Origin of the sequence: Streptomyces sp. SBT349, from assembly GCF_001083795.1 — a bacterium.
Lineage (GTDB): Bacteria > Actinomycetota > Actinomycetes > Streptomycetales > Streptomycetaceae > Streptomyces.
Map to the genome: position 1 here is coordinate 1 of NZ_LAVK01000118.1, position 20,574 is coordinate 20,574.

Annotated in this window: 19 protein-coding genes and 1 pseudogene; 8 read left to right on the plus strand and 12 right to left on the minus strand. The window is 73.5% G+C overall.

The annotated features are described in order from the left end of the window. Positions 1–112: 112 nt before the first annotated feature. A complete protein-coding gene (locus tag ADY01_RS16445; protein ID WP_159001239.1) occupies positions 113–733 on the minus strand; it encodes a hypothetical protein in 621 nt (206 codons plus the stop codon). 224 nt (positions 734–957) lie between these two features. On the opposite strand from ADY01_RS16445, the gene ADY01_RS38190 reads away from it, so the two are divergent. Continuing rightward, a complete protein-coding gene (locus tag ADY01_RS38190) occupies positions 958–1,443 on the plus strand; it encodes an RICIN domain-containing protein (protein WP_049573251.1) in 486 nt (161 codons plus the stop codon). A 117-nt stretch (positions 1,444–1,560) separates the two neighbouring features. Here the strand turns inward: ADY01_RS38190 and ADY01_RS16455 are convergent, their stop codons facing one another. After that, positions 1,561–2,205, minus strand: coding sequence for a dihydrofolate reductase family protein (locus ADY01_RS16455; protein WP_049573254.1), 645 nt, complete (start codon positions 2,203–2,205; stop codon positions 1,561–1,563). A gap of 89 nt (positions 2,206–2,294) precedes the next feature. On the opposite strand from ADY01_RS16455, the gene ADY01_RS16460 reads away from it, so the two are divergent. Next, the gene (locus ADY01_RS16460; RefSeq protein WP_049573257.1) at positions 2,295–2,792 is read left to right on the plus strand and encodes a winged helix-turn-helix transcriptional regulator; all 498 of its coding nucleotides are present in this window, start codon (positions 2,295–2,297) and stop codon (positions 2,790–2,792) included. A 20-nt stretch (positions 2,793–2,812) separates the two neighbouring features. On the opposite strand, the gene ADY01_RS16465 is transcribed toward ADY01_RS16460, so the two are convergent. Both ADY01_RS16465 and ADY01_RS16470 read right to left on the minus strand, forming a co-directional pair. Continuing rightward, a complete protein-coding gene (locus ADY01_RS16465) occupies positions 2,813–3,691 on the minus strand; it encodes an alpha/beta hydrolase (RefSeq protein WP_049573263.1) in 879 nt (292 codons plus the stop codon). Between the two features lie 3 nt (positions 3,692–3,694). Continuing rightward, complete coding sequence (locus tag ADY01_RS16470) at positions 3,695–6,268, minus strand: helix-turn-helix transcriptional regulator (protein ID WP_049573268.1); 2,574 nt, start codon at positions 6,266–6,268, stop codon at positions 3,695–3,697. A gap of 82 nt (positions 6,269–6,350) precedes the next feature. Here ADY01_RS16470 and ADY01_RS16475 point away from each other — a divergent pair, with 82 nt between their 5' ends. Then, entirely contained in the window at positions 6,351–6,704 is a 354-nt protein-coding gene (locus tag ADY01_RS16475; RefSeq protein ID WP_199826249.1) for a hypothetical protein, read from the plus strand. 67 nt (positions 6,705–6,771) lie between these two features. Here ADY01_RS16475 and ADY01_RS16480 read toward each other — a convergent pair whose 3' ends face one another. From ADY01_RS16480 to ADY01_RS16490, 3 genes are all read right to left on the minus strand, one after another. Next, a complete protein-coding gene (locus ADY01_RS16480) occupies positions 6,772–7,404 on the minus strand; it encodes a GyrI-like domain-containing protein (protein ID WP_049573273.1) in 633 nt (210 codons plus the stop codon). A 92-nt stretch (positions 7,405–7,496) separates the two neighbouring features. Beyond that, positions 7,497–10,055, minus strand: a complete 2,559-nt coding sequence (locus ADY01_RS16485) for an ABC transporter permease (protein WP_049573278.1) — start codon at positions 10,053–10,055, stop codon at positions 7,497–7,499. A gap of 59 nt (positions 10,056–10,114) precedes the next feature. Further along, positions 10,115–10,885: an ABC transporter ATP-binding protein gene (locus tag ADY01_RS16490; protein ID WP_049573281.1), complete on the minus strand. Its 771-nt coding sequence runs from the start codon at positions 10,883–10,885 to the stop codon at positions 10,115–10,117. 441 nt (positions 10,886–11,326) lie between these two features. Here ADY01_RS16490 and ADY01_RS16495 point away from each other — a divergent pair, with 441 nt between their 5' ends. Further along, positions 11,327–13,036, plus strand: a complete 1,710-nt coding sequence (locus tag ADY01_RS16495; protein WP_049573286.1) for a sensor histidine kinase — start codon at positions 11,327–11,329, stop codon at positions 13,034–13,036. After that, positions 13,036–13,716 (plus strand): response regulator, encoded by a 681-nt coding sequence (locus ADY01_RS16500; RefSeq protein WP_049573289.1) that lies wholly within the window; start codon positions 13,036–13,038, stop codon positions 13,714–13,716. The genes ADY01_RS16495 and ADY01_RS16500 overlap by 1 nt, the downstream gene beginning before the upstream one ends. Before the next feature lie 42 nt (positions 13,717–13,758). Here the strand turns inward: ADY01_RS16500 and ADY01_RS16505 are convergent, their stop codons facing one another. After that, a complete protein-coding gene (locus ADY01_RS16505; protein WP_049573292.1) occupies positions 13,759–14,877 on the minus strand; it encodes an FAD-dependent oxidoreductase in 1,119 nt (372 codons plus the stop codon). Between the two features lie 53 nt (positions 14,878–14,930). Here ADY01_RS16505 and ADY01_RS16510 point away from each other — a divergent pair, with 53 nt between their 5' ends. Beyond that, positions 14,931–15,623 (plus strand): TetR/AcrR family transcriptional regulator, encoded by a 693-nt coding sequence (locus ADY01_RS16510; protein ID WP_049573294.1) that lies wholly within the window; start codon positions 14,931–14,933, stop codon positions 15,621–15,623. 71 nt (positions 15,624–15,694) lie between these two features. Here ADY01_RS16510 and ADY01_RS16515 read toward each other — a convergent pair whose 3' ends face one another. The 3 genes from ADY01_RS16515 to ADY01_RS16525 all read right to left on the minus strand — a co-directional run bounded on the left by ADY01_RS16515 (position 15,695) and on the right by ADY01_RS16525 (position 18,298). Then, positions 15,695–16,690 (minus strand): NAD(P)H-dependent flavin oxidoreductase, encoded by a 996-nt coding sequence (locus ADY01_RS16515; protein ID WP_049573295.1) that lies wholly within the window; start codon positions 16,688–16,690, stop codon positions 15,695–15,697. 429 nt (positions 16,691–17,119) lie between these two features. Beyond that, entirely contained in the window at positions 17,120–17,644 is a 525-nt protein-coding gene (locus ADY01_RS16520; RefSeq protein WP_159001241.1) for a hypothetical protein, read from the minus strand. 204 nt (positions 17,645–17,848) lie between these two features. Continuing rightward, on the minus strand, positions 17,849–18,298 hold the full coding sequence (locus ADY01_RS16525; protein ID WP_049573302.1) for an arsenate reductase ArsC: 450 nt from the start codon (positions 18,296–18,298) through the stop codon (positions 17,849–17,851). A gap of 122 nt (positions 18,299–18,420) precedes the next feature. Here ADY01_RS16525 and ADY01_RS16530 point away from each other — a divergent pair, with 122 nt between their 5' ends. After that, a complete protein-coding gene (locus ADY01_RS16530; RefSeq protein ID WP_049573304.1) occupies positions 18,421–18,735 on the plus strand; it encodes an ArsR/SmtB family transcription factor in 315 nt (104 codons plus the stop codon). Further along, positions 18,726–19,883 (plus strand): ACR3 family arsenite efflux transporter, encoded by a 1,158-nt coding sequence (arsB, locus tag ADY01_RS16535; RefSeq protein ID WP_420715717.1) that lies wholly within the window; start codon positions 18,726–18,728, stop codon positions 19,881–19,883. Before ADY01_RS16530 ends, arsB begins: the two co-directional genes overlap by 10 nt. Here the strand turns inward: arsB and ADY01_RS16540 are convergent. Then, a pseudogene (locus tag ADY01_RS16540) lies at positions 19,849–20,574 on the minus strand (hypothetical protein); the annotation flags it as partial. The gene arsB and the pseudogene ADY01_RS16540 sit on opposite strands and share 35 nt — an antisense overlap.

Sequence of the window (20,574 nt, forward strand, 5' to 3'; positions counted from 1 at the left end):
ACACCAACGAGCACCATCTCCACTGGTCACGCTTCCGCAGACGCAGCCAGGCCCGAGCCCGCACCTCCCACTACAAACGCCGAGGCCACAACCCCCAGATGCGGTTGCAGTACTAGGACGTCGGCGATGGCGCCGCGGCGGGCGGGAAGGTGGGCGGTACGGAGACCGGGGGATCCACTTCGAGGTAGCAGCGGGCGACCTCGTCGTCGGCACCCTGGACGGAGCAGTAGTCGGGGAAGCTGTCGGCGTCCCATGAGTCGCCGTCCAGCTGGAGGCGGAGTTCGAGGCCCGAGGTCCACTCCCCCGCGCACGAGGTTCCCGCCGCGCAGGTGTGCGTCGCGGCCGTGGTCGAGGTGGCGCACTCGTCCCCGTCGTCCGAGACGCAGGCGTGCGAGTCGACGGAGATGCGCGTGGCGTCATGGCGCACGTACAGCTCCGACTCGATGCCGTAGATGTCCTCGTCGCATTCGACCTCGCCGTCGGCCTCGGCGCCGACCGAGGTCAGGGTGTACGCCGTGTCCCACCACCACTCCACGTACAGGTCGACCAACCAGTCGCACGCGATGTCCTGGGCGGCCTCCGCTCCGGAATCCGGCAGCGTCTCCAGGGACAGGGTGCCGCCCTGCGACGAGCCCCCTCCGTGGTGCGGTGAGGGGGCGGCGGCCTGGGCCGGGCCGCTTCCCAGGAACAGCAGCACCGCCAGGGCGGCACCGCCTAAGGAGAGTGATTTCACGACGCGTTGCTCCTCTTGTCTCGGTGCCCCAGGTGTAGCGCGGGTCCCCGGGGACGGGTCCCGTCCGGAAAGCGCGGGGTGGCCCTGCCGGTCACTCGATCGGATGAGCCGCGGGGACGGGAGGGCTCGGGGTGGCATACCCGGGTAAGTCTCCTGCGATCGGACGATTCGGCTCCGCGATCCGGGAGCCGGACGTCGTCGGCGGGAGATCGGGGAGGTGGCCGGTGCGCGTGTTGTCCCGCGTTCTGATCGTGGTGGCCGGAGTGGCGCTGTCGAGTGGGCACGCCTGCCCGTCGGTGGCCGTCTCGCAGGATGCCTCCGTGCTGGTGACAAGGACGTTGAAGAACCTCGGAACGCAAGGGTGCCTCTCGGACGAGGGCCAGGACATCGCCGCGGTGGACGAGTGCGCCGCCGGGAGCACGCGGCAGCAGTGGGACGTGAGCGGCCCGGCGATCGCGCAGCGGTTGCGGAACGTCGCCACCGGGCAGTGCCTGTCGGACGGAGGCGAGGGGGTCGCCGTCATGGGCCCGTGCGGCGAACCGCCGCACGTGGAGCCGGCCTCGCTGTGGGTCGGCACCGGGCCGGAGGGCGCGCGGCAGTTCCGGAACCTCGTCACGGGGCAGTGCCTGGCCGCCATCCCGGGGATCACGGTGGCCGTGATCGGCCAGTGCTCCGACGCGACGAACCAGCAATGGGGAACGGCGGGCTGAGGCCCGGACCTCGCGCCGCGCGGGCCGGCACGCGGGCCACGCCGGCATCCTCCGCGAGCGGATCGACGGCTCCACCGGCCGCTGAGGGCGTGCGCCGGCGGCGACCAGGACACGGCCTCAGCCGGTGAGGACTCGGTTCCAGAAGTGGTGCGTCAGGCCGCTTGCCGAGCTCGCCGACTCGATGGTGAAGCGGTCCTGGACTTCGCCCAGCCCGTCCCACATCGAGACCCCGGTGCCGAGGGTGATGGGCACGGTGACCAGGTGCATGAAGTCGATGAGGTCGGCCGCCAGGAACTGCCGGACGGTGGAGGCGCCACCGCCGATGCGAACGTCCCGGCCGTCGGCGAGGTCCCGGGCGTAGGCGAGCGCGTCCTCGGGCGTGGCGTCGAGGAAGTGGAAGCTCGTCCCGTTGTCGAAGTGGAGGGGGTCCCGCCGATGGTGGGTGAGCACCACCACGGGCGTGCGGAAGGGAGGCGCGTCGCCCCACCAGCCTCGCCAGCCGTCGTCGGTCCACTCGCCGGTCTGGGGACCGAACTTGCCCCGGCCCATGATCTCGGCCCCGATGCCCTGACCCCAGGTGCTCGTGAGGGCGCGATCGAGGGTGATCGGGTCGTCCACGGCGTCCACGCCGTGGATGACCCGCCCGTCGAAGCGCCCGAAGAGCCTCTCGGCGCCCCCGATGGGCGCGTCGAACGTGATCGTCTCGCCCGCGCTGTAGCCGTCGAGGGAGACATGGAAATTGTGCACTCGGGCCTTGGTCATGCGATCCACCTCCACTGAGTGATTGCGATCTGCAACTGGTTGACCCTACAATGCAGGAGTTGCGCGTGCAATCAGGCAGGAGGGACGCGATGCGCGAGGGGCCGCGTTCGGGTTGTGCGATCAACGCCGCGGTCGAGGTCCTGGGAGACCCGTGGACCCTGATCGTGCTCCGCGACGTGATCTTCGGAGGACGTCGCCACTTCCGCGAGCTGCTGACCCGGAACGACGAGGGCATCGCGTCCAACATCCTCGCCAGCCGCCTGCGCAAACTCGTCGAGACGGGCCTGCTCGGCCGCGACGATGCCACGCGTGGCCACAGAGCGACCTACACCCTCACCGAAGCCGGCATCCAGACCCTCCCCGTGATGGTCGCCCTCGGCGCGTGGGGGGTGGAGCACCGGCCCACGACCCCGGAGCTCGCGGTGCGCGCCCGCCTCCTCGCGGAGGGGTCGCCGGACCTCGTGAGTGAACTCATGGACGAACTCCGCGAGATCCACCTCGGCGTCGCCCGCGAGAACCCGAAGCGCCCCAGTGCTTCCGAGCGGTTGCAGCAGGCGTACGAGGCCGTGCGGTCAGGAGCGCTCTGACGGCCGCTGCCCGCGACACGTCACCCGGCCGTATGCGCCAGGGTGGCCGCGGCCACCTCCTCGCGTACCTCCGGCGGCAGCGTGTGGCCCATGCCCGCCACGATCATCAGCCGCGCCCCCGGGATCCGCTCGGCGATGATCGCGCCATGGCCCGGCTTGACCGGCTCGTGGCTGCCCTCGATCACCAGCGTGGGCGCCGTCACCCGGTGCAGCACGCCCACCGGCTCGAAGTCCGGCGTGGCCACCGCGGCCAGCCGGTGGTTGACCACCGCCGACAGGTCGCGCGCCCGGTCGTGGATCCGTTCCTGCAACCGGCGCGCCGCGTCCTCGTCGAACGGCAGCCCGGAGCCGTGCAGCACGCGCTGCTCGGCGATCATGCCATCGATCCGGGCGCGCCGGTCCTCCGGCGGTGGGGCCGCCATCAGCACGCGGTAGAAGGCCACGAACTCCGGCACCGGCTCGGGCAGGCTGCCCTCGGGCTGCGGCTGCCCCATCAGAGCCCGCATGATCACCCGGCCTTCGCCGCCGCCGAGCGGTGAGGAGCCGATGACGGTCAGCGAACGCACCCGTTCCGGCCGCTCCACCGCGACGAACTGGCCCAGCAGCCCGCCCGCCGAGTGGCCGACCAGGTGCGCGCTCTCCAGGCCGTGGGCGTCCATCACGCGGTACACGTCGTCCTTGATGTCGTCCCACGTGTACGGGTCCGCCGCGAAATCGACCGTGCCCGACCTGCCGGTGTCCCGGTGGTCGTACCGGATCACCCGGCGGCCCCCGGCGACGAGACGGCCGACGAACTCGTCCGGCCACAGGACGCCCTGCGACATCGACCCCATGATCAACAGGATCGGCGCATCCGTCACCGCGCCGAACTCCTCACTCCAGATACTCACATCACGCATGCCTCAGAGCATGTCCTCTCCCGCTACGGGCGCCTTCCGTAGAACCACCAGTCGCGCCAGTTCCGTGCGGGAGCCGATGCCCAGCTTCGGATAGATCTTGTACAGGTGGTACTCGACCGTGCGCGGGCTCACGAAGAGCCGGGCGGCGATCCGCTTGCTCGACAACCCGTCGGCGACCAGGCCCGCGATGCGCAGCTCCTGCGGGGTGAGGGCGTCGAGCACGGCCGGGAGCGGGGCCCGCCCGCTCTCGCCCGCCGCGCGCAGCTCATCCCGCGCGCGCCGCGCCCACGGCCGCGCGCCCGCCCGCTCGAACGTCTCCCAGGCCGTCCGCAGATGCGCCCGCGCCTCGCCGGGCCGCTGCGCGCGGCGCAGGCGCTCACCCAGCAGCAGAGCCGTCCTGGCCGCCTCGAACGGGTTGGTGTGCAGCCGCAGCGCTTCGCCGAAGGCGTCCTCGGACGCCTTCGCCAGGCCCCGGCAGCGGGCCAGCAGGGCGCGCGACTCGGGCGTCGCGGCGTGCGCCGACGACCGCTCGTACGCCTCCAGCGCCGCCCGCGCGCCCGCGCCGTCGCCCGCGCCCACGGCGGCCTCCACGCGATCCGGCGCCGTCCGCCACACCACGGTGGGATGCCCGGCGCCCGGTCCCGCCGCGGCGATGGCGGTGAAACGGCCGTGCGCCGACGCGTAACGTCCCAGGCACAGGTCGAGCAGCGCCAGCGCGTACGCGGCCACCGTGTTCTCGTAGCCGGCCTCGCGGGCCAGTTCCAGGCCCTCCTCGGAGACGGCCCGGCTGCTGTCCAGCCGCCCCGCCAGGCGCTCGGCCGTCGCCACGAACTCCAGCACGACGGGCAGCTGTCCGGTCATCCCCGACACCCTGGCCACCCGTCCGGCCCGGTCGGCCATCTCGGTCGCCAGATCCGGCTCGCCCAGGTGGCTGGCCGCGGCCGCCGCCCACAGGTACTCCGCCGCGTCCCTCAGCTCGCCCGTCCGCGCCAGCGCCCGCCGCAACAGGCCCGGCCCGGCGGCGTCGCCGTCCAGCGTCAGGCCGATCCCGGCCACGGTGTCCCGCAGGAACCCCTCGGGGTGCGCCGCCGCCCTCCGTCCGAGCTCGACGATGGCCACCGTGTCGCCCACGTACGAGGCGGCCTCCGCGGCATCGGCCAGCATGCCCAGGCTGTCGCCCGCCGCCAGGATCCGCACGGCCTCGGCGGCGTTGCCGGAGTTCAGCTCGAACCGGCCCCGGAGCTGGGCGATCTCCATGGCCAGACCGGCGTCCGCACCGGCCCGGTCGCGGGCCTCGGCCAGCAGCGACTCCGCCTGCCCCGGGCGGCCGCCGAGCCAGGCCGCGACGGCGGCGTCCTTCAGGCGGGCGGCACGGACGTGCGGCTCGGGGGTCAGCTCGGCGGCCCTGGCCAGGGCGGTGGCCGCGGTGCCGTACCCGCCGCGGTCGCGCGCCCGCTCCGCGGCGGCCACCAGCACGGCGGCGACCCGCTCGTCCTGGCCCAGGGCGGCTCCGGCCAGGTGCCAGGCCCGGCGGTCACCGCCGGCGGGCTCCGCCAGCACGGCATGCACCCGGCGGATGTCGGCGGGGGTGGCCGCCTCGTACACCGCCGAGCGGACGAGCGGATGGCGGAAGCGCACGCGCACGCCCGAGATTTCGGCCAGCCCGGACTCCTCCAGCTCGGCCAGCGCCGTCCGCCCGTTCCACGCCCCCGCGTTCCCCCCGGGCCGGACCGTTCGCTCGGCGGACAACCGGCCGGCGGCGCGCAGGATTTGGCCGAGGTCGGCCTCGACGGCGGCGACCAGGGCGAGCAGGCGGGCGGAGGCGGACAACGCGGCCACCCGATCGCCGAACAGCCGGGCGCCACCCGGCAGCGGGTCGGGCAGCGGTGCGCGTCCGGCGAGCTGCGCGGGCGTCAGGCGGGCGGCGATCTCGCCCAGGGCGAGCGGGTTGGCGCGGGTCAGCGTGGCGAGTTCCCGCGCCACACCGGGCGGCACGCCCCAGCGGTCCGCCAGCATCTCGACCGCCGCGGCTCCGGGCAGGCCACGCACGTCCACCGTCAGCGGCACGCCCAGGGCCGGAGCGTCCTCGCGCACGGCGAACACCATCGCGATCCGTTCCGTCCCCAGCCGCCGGGCGGCGAACAGCAGCGCGTCGGCCGAGGCCCGGTCGACCCACTGGACGTCGTCGACCACGCAGATCAGCCCGTCCGGCGCGGCGGCTTCGGCCAGCAGCGAGAGCACACCGGCGCCCAGCAGGTACCGATCGCCGGGACGGCCCGCGGCGAGCCCCAGGGCCGCGCGCACGGCGTCGCGCTGCGGTTCGGGCAGCGCGTCGAGCGAGCCGGTCACCGGCCGGAGCACCTGGTGCAGCGCCGCGAACGCGAGGCCGGACTCGGCCTCGACGCCGGTGGTCCGCAGCACACGCATCGCGCCGCCTCGCCCGGCCGCCGCGTCGAGCAGGGTGGTCTTGCCCGCGCCCGCCTCGCCCCGCAACACCACCGCGCCGCCGGAGCCGTCGCGAGCCCGCGCGATCACCTCGTCGAGCGCGCTGACTTCCGCGGATCTGCCGTAGAGCACGAGGACCCACTGTAGGAGACCCCCACGCCGCCCCGCCGGTCGCTCCGGTGCGGTGGGGTGGGGTGGGGTGGAAGATGATCCCGTGAGCCTCGGTCTTGCGGTTCTTGCGATGGACGAGTCGGCCGACGCCGCGGCGGCCCGCGCGATGTTCGAGCGGTGCGCGTCCGGCGATCACGAGGAGGGTGAGCTGGACGAGCGGGTGGTCGCGTTCTACGAGCGGCTGCGCGCACGCTTCCCGGACCGCCCGCCCTTCGACGCGGAGTCGCCGTGGATGTCGACGCCGCTGGCGGTCGGCATCGACCACGTGATCATGCACCTGAGCTTCTCGTCGCGCGGCGACGCGGCGCTCCAGCTGATCGAGGGGCTGGCGGCGGAGTTCCGCCTGGTCATCTGGGATCCCCAGTCCGAGGACGCCTATCCGCCGGGGCGGACCTGACCGGCCGCCCGGCTCGGGCGACGTCGCCGTACCCCCTCCCGGGACCGCCGCCGTCCGCCGTCCGCCGTCACCCAACCGGATCGCGCGCCTCCACGGGCTGCCGCAGGATCGTCCTGAGCTTGGCGGGGCCGGTCCTCCGCGGGTCGCTGAGGTAGATCTCGTGGTGGTGACCCGTCTCCCGCAGGTTGTTGGCGGGGAGGTACGCGTGGTGCAGCCTGGTCAGGATCGGTGTCTCGTCGTCGTACGGGCCGATGTGGAGGACCTGGGCGCTGGTGCCCTCGTGCAGCGTCTCCGGCCGGATGTCCGCGATGGCCGGAAGCCTCTTCCTGGTCAGGGCGGTCTGCCGGGCGTCCACGATCATGTCGCCGGTGATCCAGCCGGGGACGTTGATGAGCAGTCTCCACCGCCAGGTGTCCTTGAGCCTGGCGAGAAAGTCGTCCATGTCGTCCGCCCACCAGAGTCCCTCCAGCGGGCCCACGACGAAGTCCTTGCCGAGGTCGCCCTTGCTCGCGAACTTGACGGTATAGGCGACCGCGTAGAGCGCCTCGACCGCGCGGCGGTACGCGGCGCTGGTGTTCGGGTCGCCCTGCCCGTCGATGGCGAGGAAGTGGAGCTCGGGGATGTCGACGAGCTCCCAGTCGGTGTTCTTGGGCGCGTAACACGCCTTGAGCTCGCGCTTGACGTCGTGTGTGGTGGTCATGCGCTCTCCGACCCGCTCGCGCCGGGGCTCCCTCCCCGGACGTCCGGCGACACTACAGGGCGGGCGCCCGGCGGGCGGTGACTCCCGCTCCGCTAGGGCGCGTTGATCGCCTCCAGCATGTTCAGCCGCGCGGCCCTGCGCGCCGGCCAGATCGCCGCGAGCACCCCGACCACCAGGGCCAGCACGAGGAACAGCCCGATCCTGCCCCACGGCAGGACCGTCTCGTACGAGGCGAGGGTGCCGCCCGCGAGCCCGCTGTTGAGCCACGCCAGGAAGGCGCCGGAGCCGGTGCCCAGCACCGCGCCGAACAGGCAGATGACCACCGACTCAAGTCGGACCATCTGCTTGACGCCCGCTCGGTCGAGGCCGATCGCGCGCAGCATGCCGATCTCCCGGGTGCGTTCGAAGACCGACATGGCCAGGGTGTTCACGACGCCGAGCACCGCGATCAGGACGGACATCCCGAGCAGCCCGTACATCATGGTGAGGACGGTGTTCACGCCGCCGACCTCCTGGGCGACGATCTGCTCCTTGTCCTGCACCTTCAGGAGCGGGCTGTCGCCGAGCGCCTCGCGCAGCTTCCCGTCGAGCCCGCCCGCGCCGGGCTCGGCCTTCACCAGGACGGAGTCCAGCTTCTCGCCGTCGGCGTGCGGCAGGACCTGGCCGATGCCGGCGAGCAGGCCGGAGACGATCTGGTTGTGCTCGTAGACCCCGACGACCTCCAGCGTGACCGGCTCGCCGCCCTCCCCGTCGTACGAGGCGCCGAGCCGCCGCTCGACGGTGGAGCCGAGCGTGAGCCCGTGCTCCTCGGCGTACGTGTCCGAGACGGCGACCCGTCCGGGCCCGAGGTCCGCGAGCGCGCCGGAGGTGAAGCGCAGGTCGCTGACCCTGCCGAACGCCGCCGGGTCGGCGCCGGTCACCGTGTCGGACCCGCCCGGTCCGCCGAGCGTCGCCGAGGCCAGTGGTGTGGCGACGCTGACGCCGGGGACCGCGGCGAGGCGTTCGGCGGCGTCGGCTTCGATGCCGTTGTACGCGGAGTCGGAGACGCGGTAGTCGGCGGCGAGCCCCTTGGTGACCTCGCCGATCACGGCCTGCCGCGCCGACTGGGCGGCGACCGTCAGACCGGTGATCAGGCAGAGTCCGATCATCAGCGCCGAGGCGGTGGCCGCCGTACGCCGGGGGTTGCGCAGGGCGTTCTCCTTGGCGAGCTTGCCGATCACCCCGAAGAACCGCTCGGTCAGCCGGCCCGCGAGCCCGACCACGGGCCGCGAGAGCAGCGGCGCGAGCACGATCAGTCCGACCAGGAAGAGCCCGGCCCCGAACAGCGCGATCAGGAGCTCGCCCGCGGCCAGGTACCCCATGATCAACAGGCCGAGGCCGGCGAGGACGCCGCCGAGCAGGTTGCGGGTCACCAGGCCGCGGGCGGGCGGCGGGGTGTCGATCGTGCTCATCACCTCGACGGGCGCGATCCGCGCGGCCTTGCGCGCGGGCAGCCAGGCGGCGAGCACGGTGACCACGACGCCGACGGTCAGCGAGGCGAGCAGCGCCTTGGGCGAGATCACCAGGGGGCCGTCGGGCAGCCTCGCACCGCCCGCGTCGAGCAGCGCGGGCAGGGCCGCCGCGATCCCGAGGCCGAGGACGAAACCGGCGGCCGAGGCGCCGAGTCCGAGCAGCGCGGCCTCGGCGAGCACGGACCGTACGACCTGCCTGCGCGAGGCGCCGACCGCCCGCAGCAGGGCGATCTCCTTCGAGCGCTGGGCGATCAGCATGGTGAAGGTGTTGGCGATGATGAACGCGCCCACGAACAGCGCGATCCCCGCGAACACGAGCAGCGCCTTGGTGAGCGATCCGCTCATCTGGTCGAGCATCCGCGTCTGCCGGGTGGCGAGTTCCCTCCCGCTGGTCGCCGAGGCGCCCTCCTCGGGCAGCACCTCGCCCACCGCGCCGGTCAGTCGCTCCTGATCCGTACCGGGCTCGGCGGCGACCACGATCTCGTCGTAGTACCCGGGCGAGACGAACAGCCGCTGTGCCGTCGCGGTGTCGAACAGGGCGAGCGTGCCGCCCGCCGTGACCCGCGGGTCGTCGGTCGAGACCAGGCCGACCAGCTCCTTCGTCAGGGCGGGCCCGTCGGTCGCGAACCGCACCGGGTCGCCGATCTCGTATCCGGCCCTCTCGGCGGTGTCGGCCGCGAGCGCGATCTCGTTCGAGGCGCCCGGGCCACGGCCGCGCACCAGCGGATAGCGCGGGTCCTCGCCGTCCCCGCCGGGGGCGTGATTGACCGCCAGGTTCTGCCCGTTGGCGTCGGCGCCCACCGGCTCGCCGTCCTCGGCGGCGAGCGTCGCGTGCCCGTTCACCGTCGGCCGCACGGACGCGACGCCGGGCACCCGCGCGATCCGCTCGGCGAGCGCGTCGTCGAGGACGGTCGCGCGCTCGCCGGACTCGGGGAGCGGGTCACCGGACCGGTGCTCGGCGCTCACGGACACCGCGACGCCGTCGAGGCTCTCGCTGTAGGCGCCGCGGAAGGCGCTCGCGACGGTGTCGCCGAAGACGAGCGTGCCGGAGACGAATGCGACACCGAGCAGCACGGCGAGCGCGGTCATGACCAGGCGGGCTGTGTGCGCGAGGACGTTGCGCAGGGCTGTTCGCAGCATGGAGGGGGTTCCTCACGGTCCTATGGGTGGACGAGGGGGGCGGCGCGTGGTCGTACGGCTCAGCTGGTCCGCGCCCGCCCCTCGGACCGCCGTATCCGGTCGAGCACCGCGTCCGCGCTCGGCGCGTGCAGCTCGTCGACGATCCGGCCGTCGGCGAGGAAGACCACCCGGTCCGCGTACGAGGCGGCGACCGGGTCGTGGGTGACCATCACGACCGTCTGCTCCAGGCCGTGCACCGACTCCCGCAGGAAGCCGAGGATCTCGGCGCCGCTACGGGAGTCGAGGTTGCCCGTCGGCTCGTCCGCGAAGATGATCTCCGGCCGCCCGGCGAGCGCCCGTGCCACGGCGACGCGCTGCTGCTGCCCGCCGGACAGCTGGACGGGCCGGTGGGTGAGCCGGTCGGCGAGCCCGAGGGTGTGCACGATCCGGTCGACCCACGCCCGGTCGGGGGTCCGGCCCGCGATGGCCATCGGCAGCGTGATGTTCTCGTACGCGGTGAGCGTGGGCAGCAGATTGAACGCCTGGAAGACGAAGCCCACCGCCTCCCGCCTGAGCCGGGTCAGCTCCCGGTCCTTCAGGGCCGTCAGCTCCACCTCGCCGATCCGCGCCGAACCCGAGGTGATCGCGTCGAGCCCGGCCATGCAGTGCATCAGCGTCGACTTGCCGGAGCCGGACGGGCCCATGATCGCGGTGAAGCGCCCGCGCCCGAACTCGACGTCCACGGAGTCCAGCGCGACGACCCGGGTCTCCCCGGCGCCGTACACCCTGGTCAGGCCCGTGGCACGTGCCGCCGCGGCGACCGCGGGGGCGTGGACGGCTGCGTACGACATGAAGGGCTCCTGAACCGGGGACGGGTGGCGGCCGCCGGGGACGGGTGGCGGCTGCCGTCCATCGTCGGCCCGCTGACCTGCCCGGATCATCGCTCTGAGGGCGTGCTTCACGGCTCTGCCGAAGGTCGGGGACGGGCCGTCCGCTCGTCCTCCGGGAGGACGCCGGGACCGCCGGAACGGAGGGGACCGGCGGCTCCGTGGCCCGGGGCGAGGCGCGCCGGGTACGGGCAGGGGGGCTCGCGGACGCGACGATCCGCCGGGGCGGCGCTCGTGCTGATCAGCAGGTCCCGATTCGCCTCGCGCTGGGGCCGCTCGGGGAGCGGGGCCTTCTGCCTGCTGCCGGGCACGGGCCCGTCTCTGCCTTTGGGCAGAGGCCGGCGCCTCCAGGATCGCCCGCAGGGTGCACGGAATCGGCGCCCGTACCGCCCGATACTGGACACCATGCCGCCCCATCCCGCCAGCCTCACCCGCCTGTTCGCCGGGCCCGGCGAGAACGGCCGCCGTCTGTGGCGTGCGGTCGCCGAGGCGACGGGCGGCGGCGTCCTCTTCCTGCTCACGTTCTGGGCGATGACGGGCCTGCGGCACCAACTGCCGCACCGCTATCTGATCCCCCTCACCCTGCTCGCCCTCGCGCTCCTGGTGATCCGCCGCCGCTTCCCCGCGACCGCGCTGCTCGGCCTCGCGGTCCTGCTGGGCGCCATCCCGTTCCACGGTCTGGTCGCCGCCGTCACCTCGTACACCGTCACGCGGCAGCTGACCGATCCGCGCCGCCGCGTCCTGCTGCTGCTCGGCGCGACCGCGCTGACCACCGCCGTCTCGGCCGCGGTCACGCCCTCCACGCTGCCCGGCGGGTACGGCACCGGATACGGCGCCGCGCTCGGCCTGGTCCTCGCCGCCACCACCGTCGTCGTGCCCGGCCTCGTCGGGATCTCGGCCGGGCAGCAGGACCGCCTGGTCACGGCGCTGCGGGAGCGGACCGCGGCGGCCGAGGAGGCCCGGCGGCTCGCGGACGACGCGGGCCGCAGCGAGGAACGCACCCGGATCGCCGCCGAGATGCACGACCTGGTCGGCCACCGCCTCAGCCTGATCTCGCTGCACACCGGCGGTCTGGAGTTGGCGCTGCGCGACCAGGACCCGAAGCTCCAGGAGAGCGCGGCCCAGGCCCGCCGGGCCACCCGCGACGCGATGTACGAACTGCGCCAAGTCCTCGGCGTGCTCGGCCCGTTCAGCCGTGACACCGGCACGGAAGCGCTCACGGACGCGACCGGCACCCGCGCGGACATCACGGCGCTCGTCGCGGAGTCGGCCGGCGCCGGGCTGCCCGTCGCGCTCGACTGGGACGGCCCCGATCTCGATACGCGCGAGGCGCAGGTGCGCCGCGCGGTGCACCGGGTCGTCCGCGAATCGCTGACCAACGTCCACACGTACGCCACCGGGGCGGCCGTCACGGTCGCGGTCACGCACACGCCCGGCGAGGTCCGTGTCGGCGTACGCAACGAGGCCCCCGCCCCGCCCTCCGCCGAGCCCTCCGCCGAGCCGGCCTCCGGGACCGGCCGCGGCCTGACCGGTCTGCGCGAGCGCGTCGAACTGCTCGGCGGACGCCTCGACGCGGGCCCGCGCCCGGAGGGCGGCTTCCGGGTGGACGCGGTGATGCCCGCCGTCCCCGATCCAGCGGGCCGCCGCTCGGCGCCCGACAGCGGACCCGGCGGCGGCTCCACGGCACTCTCCGGCATCCAGCACCGTCTCGGCAGCGTCATCACCGCGCTGCTCGGGCTCGCGGGCGTCGCCGTCACGATGATGCTCGGCGTGATCCTCGTGGAGCAGGCCCGGCCGCGGCCGGAGTACGGCGAGCCAGAGGCGATCCACCTGGGCACGCCCAAGTCCCGGGTCCAGGAACTGGCCTACGACGACGACGTGGTGCGCGCCGCCGCCGCGGACCGCGAACCGGCCCGGCCCGCCGACGCGACCAGCTGCCTCTACGCCCTCGCCGACGACGGGGACGCGCACGCCGCACGGGGACGCTTCGGGATCGCGCGCTACTGCTTCGGCCCGGACGACACCCTCATCGGGATCGACACCTTCTCGGTGCCGATGGTCGTCGAACCCTCGGCCCCGGCCTCGCCCACGGACCCGACCGGGGGGACCCCATGATGACCGGTCACCATCAGGAAGCTCCTCCCGTACGCGTGCTGCTCGCCGACGACGAGGAGATGATCCGCCGCGGCGTCCAGCTGATCCTCAGCCATGCCGAGGGCATCGAGGTGGTCGCGGAGGCGGTGAACGGCGAACAGGCGGTCGCCCTGGCCGCCGAGCACCATCCGGATGTGGCCCTGCTGGACATCCGCATGCCGGTTCTCGACGGCCTCGCGGCGGTCCCGCGCCTGGTCGCCCTCGACCCAGCGCCCCAGGTCGTCATGCTCACGACCTTCGGCGACGACCAGAACGTCCTACGCGCCCTGCGCGACGGTGCGACCGGCTTCCTGCTCAAGGACGAAGGCCCCCAGGAACTGATCAGCGCGGTCCGAGCCGCGGCCGCCGGCGACGCGGTCCTCTCCCCCGGCGTCACGGGCACGGTCATCCGCCGCATGCTCACCGGCGCGCCCCCCGCGGCGCCGTCCGCCTCGGACCCCCGCCTCACCTCGCTCACCCACCGCGAACGCGAGGTCCTCGCCATGCTCGGCCAGGGCCTCTCCAACGGCGACATCGCCCGCCACCTGGGCATCGGCGTGGGCACGGTGAAAACCCACGTCGGCGCGATCCTGGACAAGACGGGCACGTCGAGCAGGGTCCAGGCGGCTCTGCTGGCCCATCAGGCGGGGCCGGCCACGTGAGCTCACCCCCCACTGTGGTGCCGGTGCTCCCGCGCCGGGCGGTCAGGATGGCTGGACGTGGTCGAAGAGGGCGAGGGCCTCGGCGGGGTCCGGGCTCACGAGGCGTTCCAGACCGGTCGTCGTGATCTCCGCCCACCTGCCGGCCCGTGCCCACATCCGTTCCTCGAAGGCGCGGACGGCCTCGTCCAGATCTCCGGGGCCGGCGGCGATGGACTCGGCGAGTTCGGCGCCCTCCAGCATCGCGAGGTTCGCGCCCGCCCCCAGCGGGGGCATCAGATGGGCGGCGTCGCCCAGGAGCGTCACCCCGAGAACGTGGGCCCAGGTGTGCGACACGGGCAGGACGTGGAGGGGGCGGTGGACGAAGGCGGCGCCGTGGCGGAGGAGGTCGAGGACGGGAGCGGCCCAGCCGTCGAACAGGGCCAGCAGGCTCGCTCGCACGGCCTCCGCGTCGGCCGGGTCCAGGCGCGCGTGCCAGTCCAGCGGCGCGCGGAACTGGGCGTACACCTTGGCGTGGCCGCCGCTGGTGCGCTGGGCGACGAGAGCCCGGTTCACGCCGTACACGGCCACGGAACCGTCGCCGATCAACCGGGCGAGCTCGGGGTGGCGGGTGTCGACGTCGTCCAGGGAGGTCTCGACCAACGTGACCCCGGTGTAGTGCGGCGTCACCGACGAGACTGCCGGGCGGACCCGGGACCAGGCGCCGTCCGCGCCGACCACGAGGTCGAACGTCTCCCGCCGCCCGTCCGCGCAATGGACCAGCACGCCGTCCCCGGCCCCCGGCACCACCCGCGTCACGCCGCGCCCCCACCGGACGTCGAGGGGGCCGAGCAGCAGGTCACGGAGCTGCCCGCGGTCGATCTCGGGATTGGCCCGGTCATCCGCACGGGGTCGCCAGTCGCGCAGGACGGTCCCGTCCGGGTCCAGGATGCGCATGGCCTGCCCCTCGGGACGAGACAGCGCCCGGAACTCCGCCAGCAGCCCCGCCTTGTCCAGCGCGAGCTGGCCCAGCCCTTCGTGCAGGTCCAGCGTGCCGCCCGGCGGGCGGGCGTCGGGGGCGGGATCGCGTTCGAAAACGGCGACCGCGTGATCATGGCGGTGCAGGACGCGGGCGAAGGTGAGGCCGGCGGGGCCGCTCCCGACCACGGCGATGCGGTGTCTCATATCGATACACCGTATTGCGGCGAGACAGTGCCTCGCAACAGTACGGTGTGACCATGACTGTGTGGGACCGGCCGGAGCCGCCGACTCGCCCCGTGCCGCTCGACCGGGAGCGGATCGTCGCCGCCGCCATCGCGCTGGCCGACGAGGGCGGTCTGGAGGCGGTGTCGTTGCGCAAGGTCGCCGCCCGGCTGGACGCCGGCCCGATGCGGCTGTACGGATACATCTCCACCAAGGAGGAACTGTTCGACCTCATGGTGGACGAGGTCCAGGCCGAGATCCTCCCCGAGGAGCGGCCCGGTGACTGGCGGGAGGCGCTGCGCCTCCTCGCCCACCGCACCAGGCAGGCCGCTCTCCGGCACGAATGGCTGGCCGACCTGCTCGGCGGCCGTCCGACCCTGGGCCCGAACGGCCTCGCCGTGGCCGAGGCCACGCTGGCCGCGCTCGACGGCCTCGCCGACATCGACACCGTCATGCGCGCCGTGGAGACGGTCAGTGCCTACGTCACCGGCGCGATCAGGCGCGAGGTCGCGAACCTGCGGGCCGAGCGCGCCACCGGCCTGTCCGAGCGCGACTGGCAGCGCGCCTCCGGCCCGCATGTGACGAGAATGCTGGCCACGGGCCGCTTCCCGGCGCTGAGCAAGGCCGTGTACGACGGCACGGACGTGGACGCCGAGGAATCCTTCGCGACCGGCCTGGACTGGGTCCTCGACGCCGTGGCCGCCAGACTCACCCCGCCGCCGACGTGACGCCCGGCTCGCGCCGCATGTGAGCGAGGTCGGGAATTCCCCACGTATGCCGGCTCGGCGGGATGACGGGATCAGCTGCCGGCTCGGGGGTCATCCTTCGGCCGGAGCCTTCCGGCCCAGGTCAGCGCATCCTCGGCTTCGGTGGCCAGCGTGGTGACGAGGTCGGCCGCGGACGGCAGATCGGTGATGAGGTCGACGGCCTCGCCCGCCCAGACCGGCAGGGGTGGAATCGCCCCTCGTGCCACGTCGTCCTGGTAATCCTGACGGGCTCGGGAATCGCCGGCCAACTCGGCCTCCCGACCGCGCCACCGGTCGAGAAAGGGATGGGCGAGCGTACGGGCGGTGTACGTCTCGGTCGGCCAGCTCGCGCCGCGCGCGATGTCCAACACGCTGCTGCGTTCGGTGTCCTGTCCGCGTCCTTCGATCAGGGCCTTGCTGACGGAGGGGTCGACCAGGGCTTCGGCCGTGGCCTGGAAGCGGGTGCCGATGAGGGCTCCGGCGGCACCCAGGGCCAGGGCCGCGGCGACGCCGCGGCCGTCGGCGATCCCGCCGGCCGCCAGGACCGGTATCGGTGCCGCCAGGTCCACCACGAGTGGTACGAACGGCAGCGTGGACCGCCCGCGGCGAGCGCCGTGGCCGCCGCTCTCGGTTCCCTGCGCCACGATGACGTCGGCGCCGACGTCCACGGCCTGCTCGGCCTCGTCCACACCGGTGACCTGGACGATCAAAGCCGCGTCCGACCGGCGGATCCGATCGGCGAACGGGCTCGGGTCACCGAAGGACAACATCACCGCCGCGGGATTGAACTCCAGCGCCCGCTCCACCGCGCCGGCATCGATCGCCCAGGTCAAGAACCCCACGCCCCAGGGCTGATCGGTGCCCTCCGCGGCGATCGGCAGCTCTCGCTCCAGCCACGCCCGGTCCCCGTACGCACCGCCCAGCAGCCCGAGGCCGCCCGCCCGGGAGACGGCCCCGACCAGTGCGCCTCCGGCCGAACCGCCCATGGGCGCCAGCACGATCGGGTGCCGCACGCCCAACAACTCCGTGAACTCCGTCGACAACGCCATGGCCACATCATCGCTCCCGCGCCAACGGACAGGACGCGGGTCGAGGCACGGCGCCCGGCAGCGGGCGGCTGCTCGTCGAGCGGGTCCACGACCACCAGGGCAACGTCGGCCCTGAACGCCTCTCTCCACGACCGCGACCCGGAGCCCGGCGGGCCCGGGCCCTGACCACGGCCCGGCTCGCCGAGACACGGCTCCGACTGCGCTCAGCCCGCGCCGTCACCTCCCTGACCACCATGCGGCAGGTCCCGCGTCCCCACGCCGACCACCGCCGCGCCGCCGCTCTCCTGCGCCGGGCGGCATCCCTGTGAGATCCCGCGCCCTTCGCGTGTCCCGGCGTCGCGTGTCCCGGCGGCTCGTCCCGGCTGCGAGGCCACCGGGATCCGTGCCGCCGATATCGCCCTGTCCGGGTGGGCGGCGCGGGCGCGCCGGTCACCGAGGGGCCGCACCCGAGCAAGGGATCGCGATGGGGACCGTCACCTTGGGGAGATCGATGTCGAGATCCGGATCGTAGTAACCCGGACCGTTCTGGTGGAAGTGGTACTCGACGGTGTGGGGCCCGCAGGTCACCGGGGCGGATTGCTGGGCGGTGGCCTTCCCGTTGTCACGCGGCTGGCTGACGCGCGGGATCTCGAAGAACATCACCGTGGTCAGCCCTTTCTCCACCCGGCCGTCGACGGTCCAGTGCGCGGGGTAGGTGCGACTCGCCGGCCGCCATACGTCGCCGTCCAGCCAGGTGTTGTTCCTGTTCTCGATCTGCACGTAGGCCCACCCGTCCGGTTGGACGTCCAGGCACGGGCGCACCTCGACCGACGTGAGCCGGCCTTGCGCTTCGCGCCATGCGCCGCAGTACGTACCGGGCAGCGGCCTGTCCTGCCGCGGCTCGGCAGCGGCCGCGGCAGGGGCCGCGGCCCCTGGGACGATGGCGACGAACAACGCCACGGCGATGGCGGACATCCTCTTCTTCACGACGTGTCCTTCCGGGGGAAAATGTGCCGACCTTGGCCATTCCCCGGCCGGGTGACGCGCGACGCCACTCGCACGAGGGGCGCGGTAGCGGAACCGCGACGCCCCATGGGCGAGGGGGAACACCCGCGAGCCGGTCGCACCCCCGGGGCGCTCCCCGACGGCTGCGTGCGGCGCGGGCGCTGCTCGTGGGGATCAGGCTCCGCCCTTCGCGTCGATCTCGTTGATGAGCCGCTCGATGCGGGTCTTGATCTCGTCGCGTATCGGCCGGACCGCCTCGATGCCTTGGCCCGCGGGGTCTTCGAGGTCCCAGTCGAGGTAGTTCTTGCCGGGGACGATGGGGCAGGCGTCGCCGCAGCCCATGGTGATGACGTAGTCGGATGCCTGGACCGCCTCGGCGGTGAGGACCTTCGGCTGCCGGCCGGAGATGTCGATGCCCGCCTCCTTCATGGCCTCGACGGCCGCGGGGTTGATCTGCTCGGCGGGGAGGGAGCCCGCGGAGCGGACCTCGACGCGGTCGCCCGCCAGGTGGGTGAGGAAACCGGCGGCCATCTGGGAACGCCCGGCGTTGTGGACGCACACGAACAGCACCGAGGCGGCTGGGGGTATCTCCCCGCCGTCGGGCCGGGGCAGGGTGGAGGACATCGGTTCATCCTTCGGGAGGTGATCGAACGGGATGTGATCGAACAGGTGGCGCGGGGCCGTGCGGCGGCTCCACGGTTCAGTCCCCATGGCATCAGTCAGGACCGATGTGAAAGTATCAGCCCATGCTGATGTCAGTCGACACTGAACTCATCCGGGCGCTGGCCGACCCGCTCCGCATCCGGATCGTCACCCTCCTCGCCCGCGAGACGCTGTGCACCACGCACCTGGTGGAGGAGACCGGCGCCAGGCAGACCAACCTCTCCAACCACCTGCGGATCCTGCGCGAGGCGGGGGTGGTGGAGACCGAGCCGTGCGGCCGGTACACCTACTACCGCCTCAGGCCCGAGGTCATCGCCCAACTGGCCGGGCGGTTCACCGAGCTCGCCGCCACCGCCCGCGCCACCGCCGCCGCCGACGTGAAGCGGTCCTGCCCGTGACCACCGCCGAGCGGGCCGCGCCGCCGGGGGACGACGCCGGGATCGTCGCGAAGCTGTCCACGCTCGACCGCTTCCTGCCGGTGTGGATCATCGTCGCGATGGCCGTGGGGCTCGGCCTGGGGCGGGCCGTCACCGGCCTGGACGACGCGCTGGCCGAGGTGGAGGTCGGGGGCATCTCGCTGCCCATCGCGGTCGGCCTGCTGGTCATGATGTACCCGGTGCTGGCCAAGGTCCGCTACGACGCCGCCGGCCTGCGCACGGTCACCGGCGACCGCCGCCTGATGGCCGCGTCCCTGATCATCAACTGGGTCCTGGGCCCCGCGGTGATGTTCGCCCTGGCGTGGATCTTCCTCGCCGATCTGCCGGAGTACCGCACCGGGCTGATCATCGTCGGGCTGGCCCGCTGCATCGCCATGGTGGTCATCTGGAACGATCTGGCCCGCGGCGACCGCGAGGCCGCCGCCGTGCTGGTGGCGCTCAACTCGGTCTTCCAGGTCCTGGCCTTCGGCCTGCTCGGCTGGTTCTACCTCGACCTGCTGCCCGGCCGGCTGGGCCTGGGCGAGGGCGAGAACCTCGACATCTCCGCCTGGGAGATCGCTTCGAGCGTCGTCGTGTTCCTGGGCGTTCCGCTGCTGGCCGCCTTCCTCACCCGCCGCCTGGGCGAACGGCGGCTGGGCCGCGAGCGCTACGAGAACGCGTTCCTCCCCCGGATCGGGCCATGGGCGCTGTACGGGCTGCTGTTCACCATCGCCGTCCTGTTCGCCCTCCAGGGCGAGACCATCACCGAGCGACCCTTCGACGTGGCGAGGATCGCACTGCCGCTGCTGGTCTACTTCGCGGTGATGTGGTTCGGCTCCTACGCCCTGGGCCGGGCGATCGGCCTGCCCTACGACCGCACCGCCACCCTGGCGTTCACCGCCGCGGGCAACAACTTCGAACTCGCCATCGCCGTGGCCATCGGCACCTTCGGCGTCACCTCGGGCCAGGCCCTCGCCGGCGTCGTCGGACCCCTCATCGAGGTGCCCGTCCTGGTCGCCCTGGTCTACGTCTCCCTCGCCCTGCGCCGCCGCATGGCGGGACCGGCTGCCGGCTCCAGGCGTGACGATGCCGCGCTCAGCCGGGCTGCGCGGCGCCGCGCCAGACGGTGAGGTCGATGGTGACGTACTGGCTGGAGGAATCGGTCGGCGCGTACTCGCGGATGGTGACCAGGGCGATGTCCCCGGTGGCGGTGGTCAGGCAGATCTCCGAGCCGGGCGGCGCCTCCTCGTCCTCGAGCACGTCGGTGTAGCGGGTCACCGAGCGGCAGGTGTCCAGCGAGCCGGGCTCGTTCGCCCGCAGGAGCGCCAGGTTGTTGCCGTCGCTGGTCACCACCAGGCGGTCGAGGTTGGAGATGCTCGCGCCGTAGTACCCGAGGTCGCCCTCGTAGGAGGGGCCGATCTCCGAGCGCACCGGGGCCGGCGGATCCATGTAGAGCGAGATGGTGTGGGCGTCGGGGAGGGAGATGCCCTCATAGACGACCGGTTCCGGATCGGCCGGCGGTTCGGACGAGGGCGTCTCGGCCACCGGCTCCTCCTCGTCCTCCTGGCCCCCGGTGGTGTCCGGCTCGGTGGGCGTCTGAGACGGCTCCCCGGCCGCGCCGTCGCCGCCCGAGTCCCCGCCGTCGGTCAGCGTCATGGCGCCGATGACCACCCCGGCGAGCACCGCGCACGTGGCGACGGCCGCCAGGACAACCTGCCACCCGCCGCGACGGCTCTTCGGCGCGGACTGGCCCTGCGGAACGAGGGCCGGGGCGGGGGGGGGGGCGGGCGCACGGCCGGGCGCGCCCGCCCCCCACCCCCC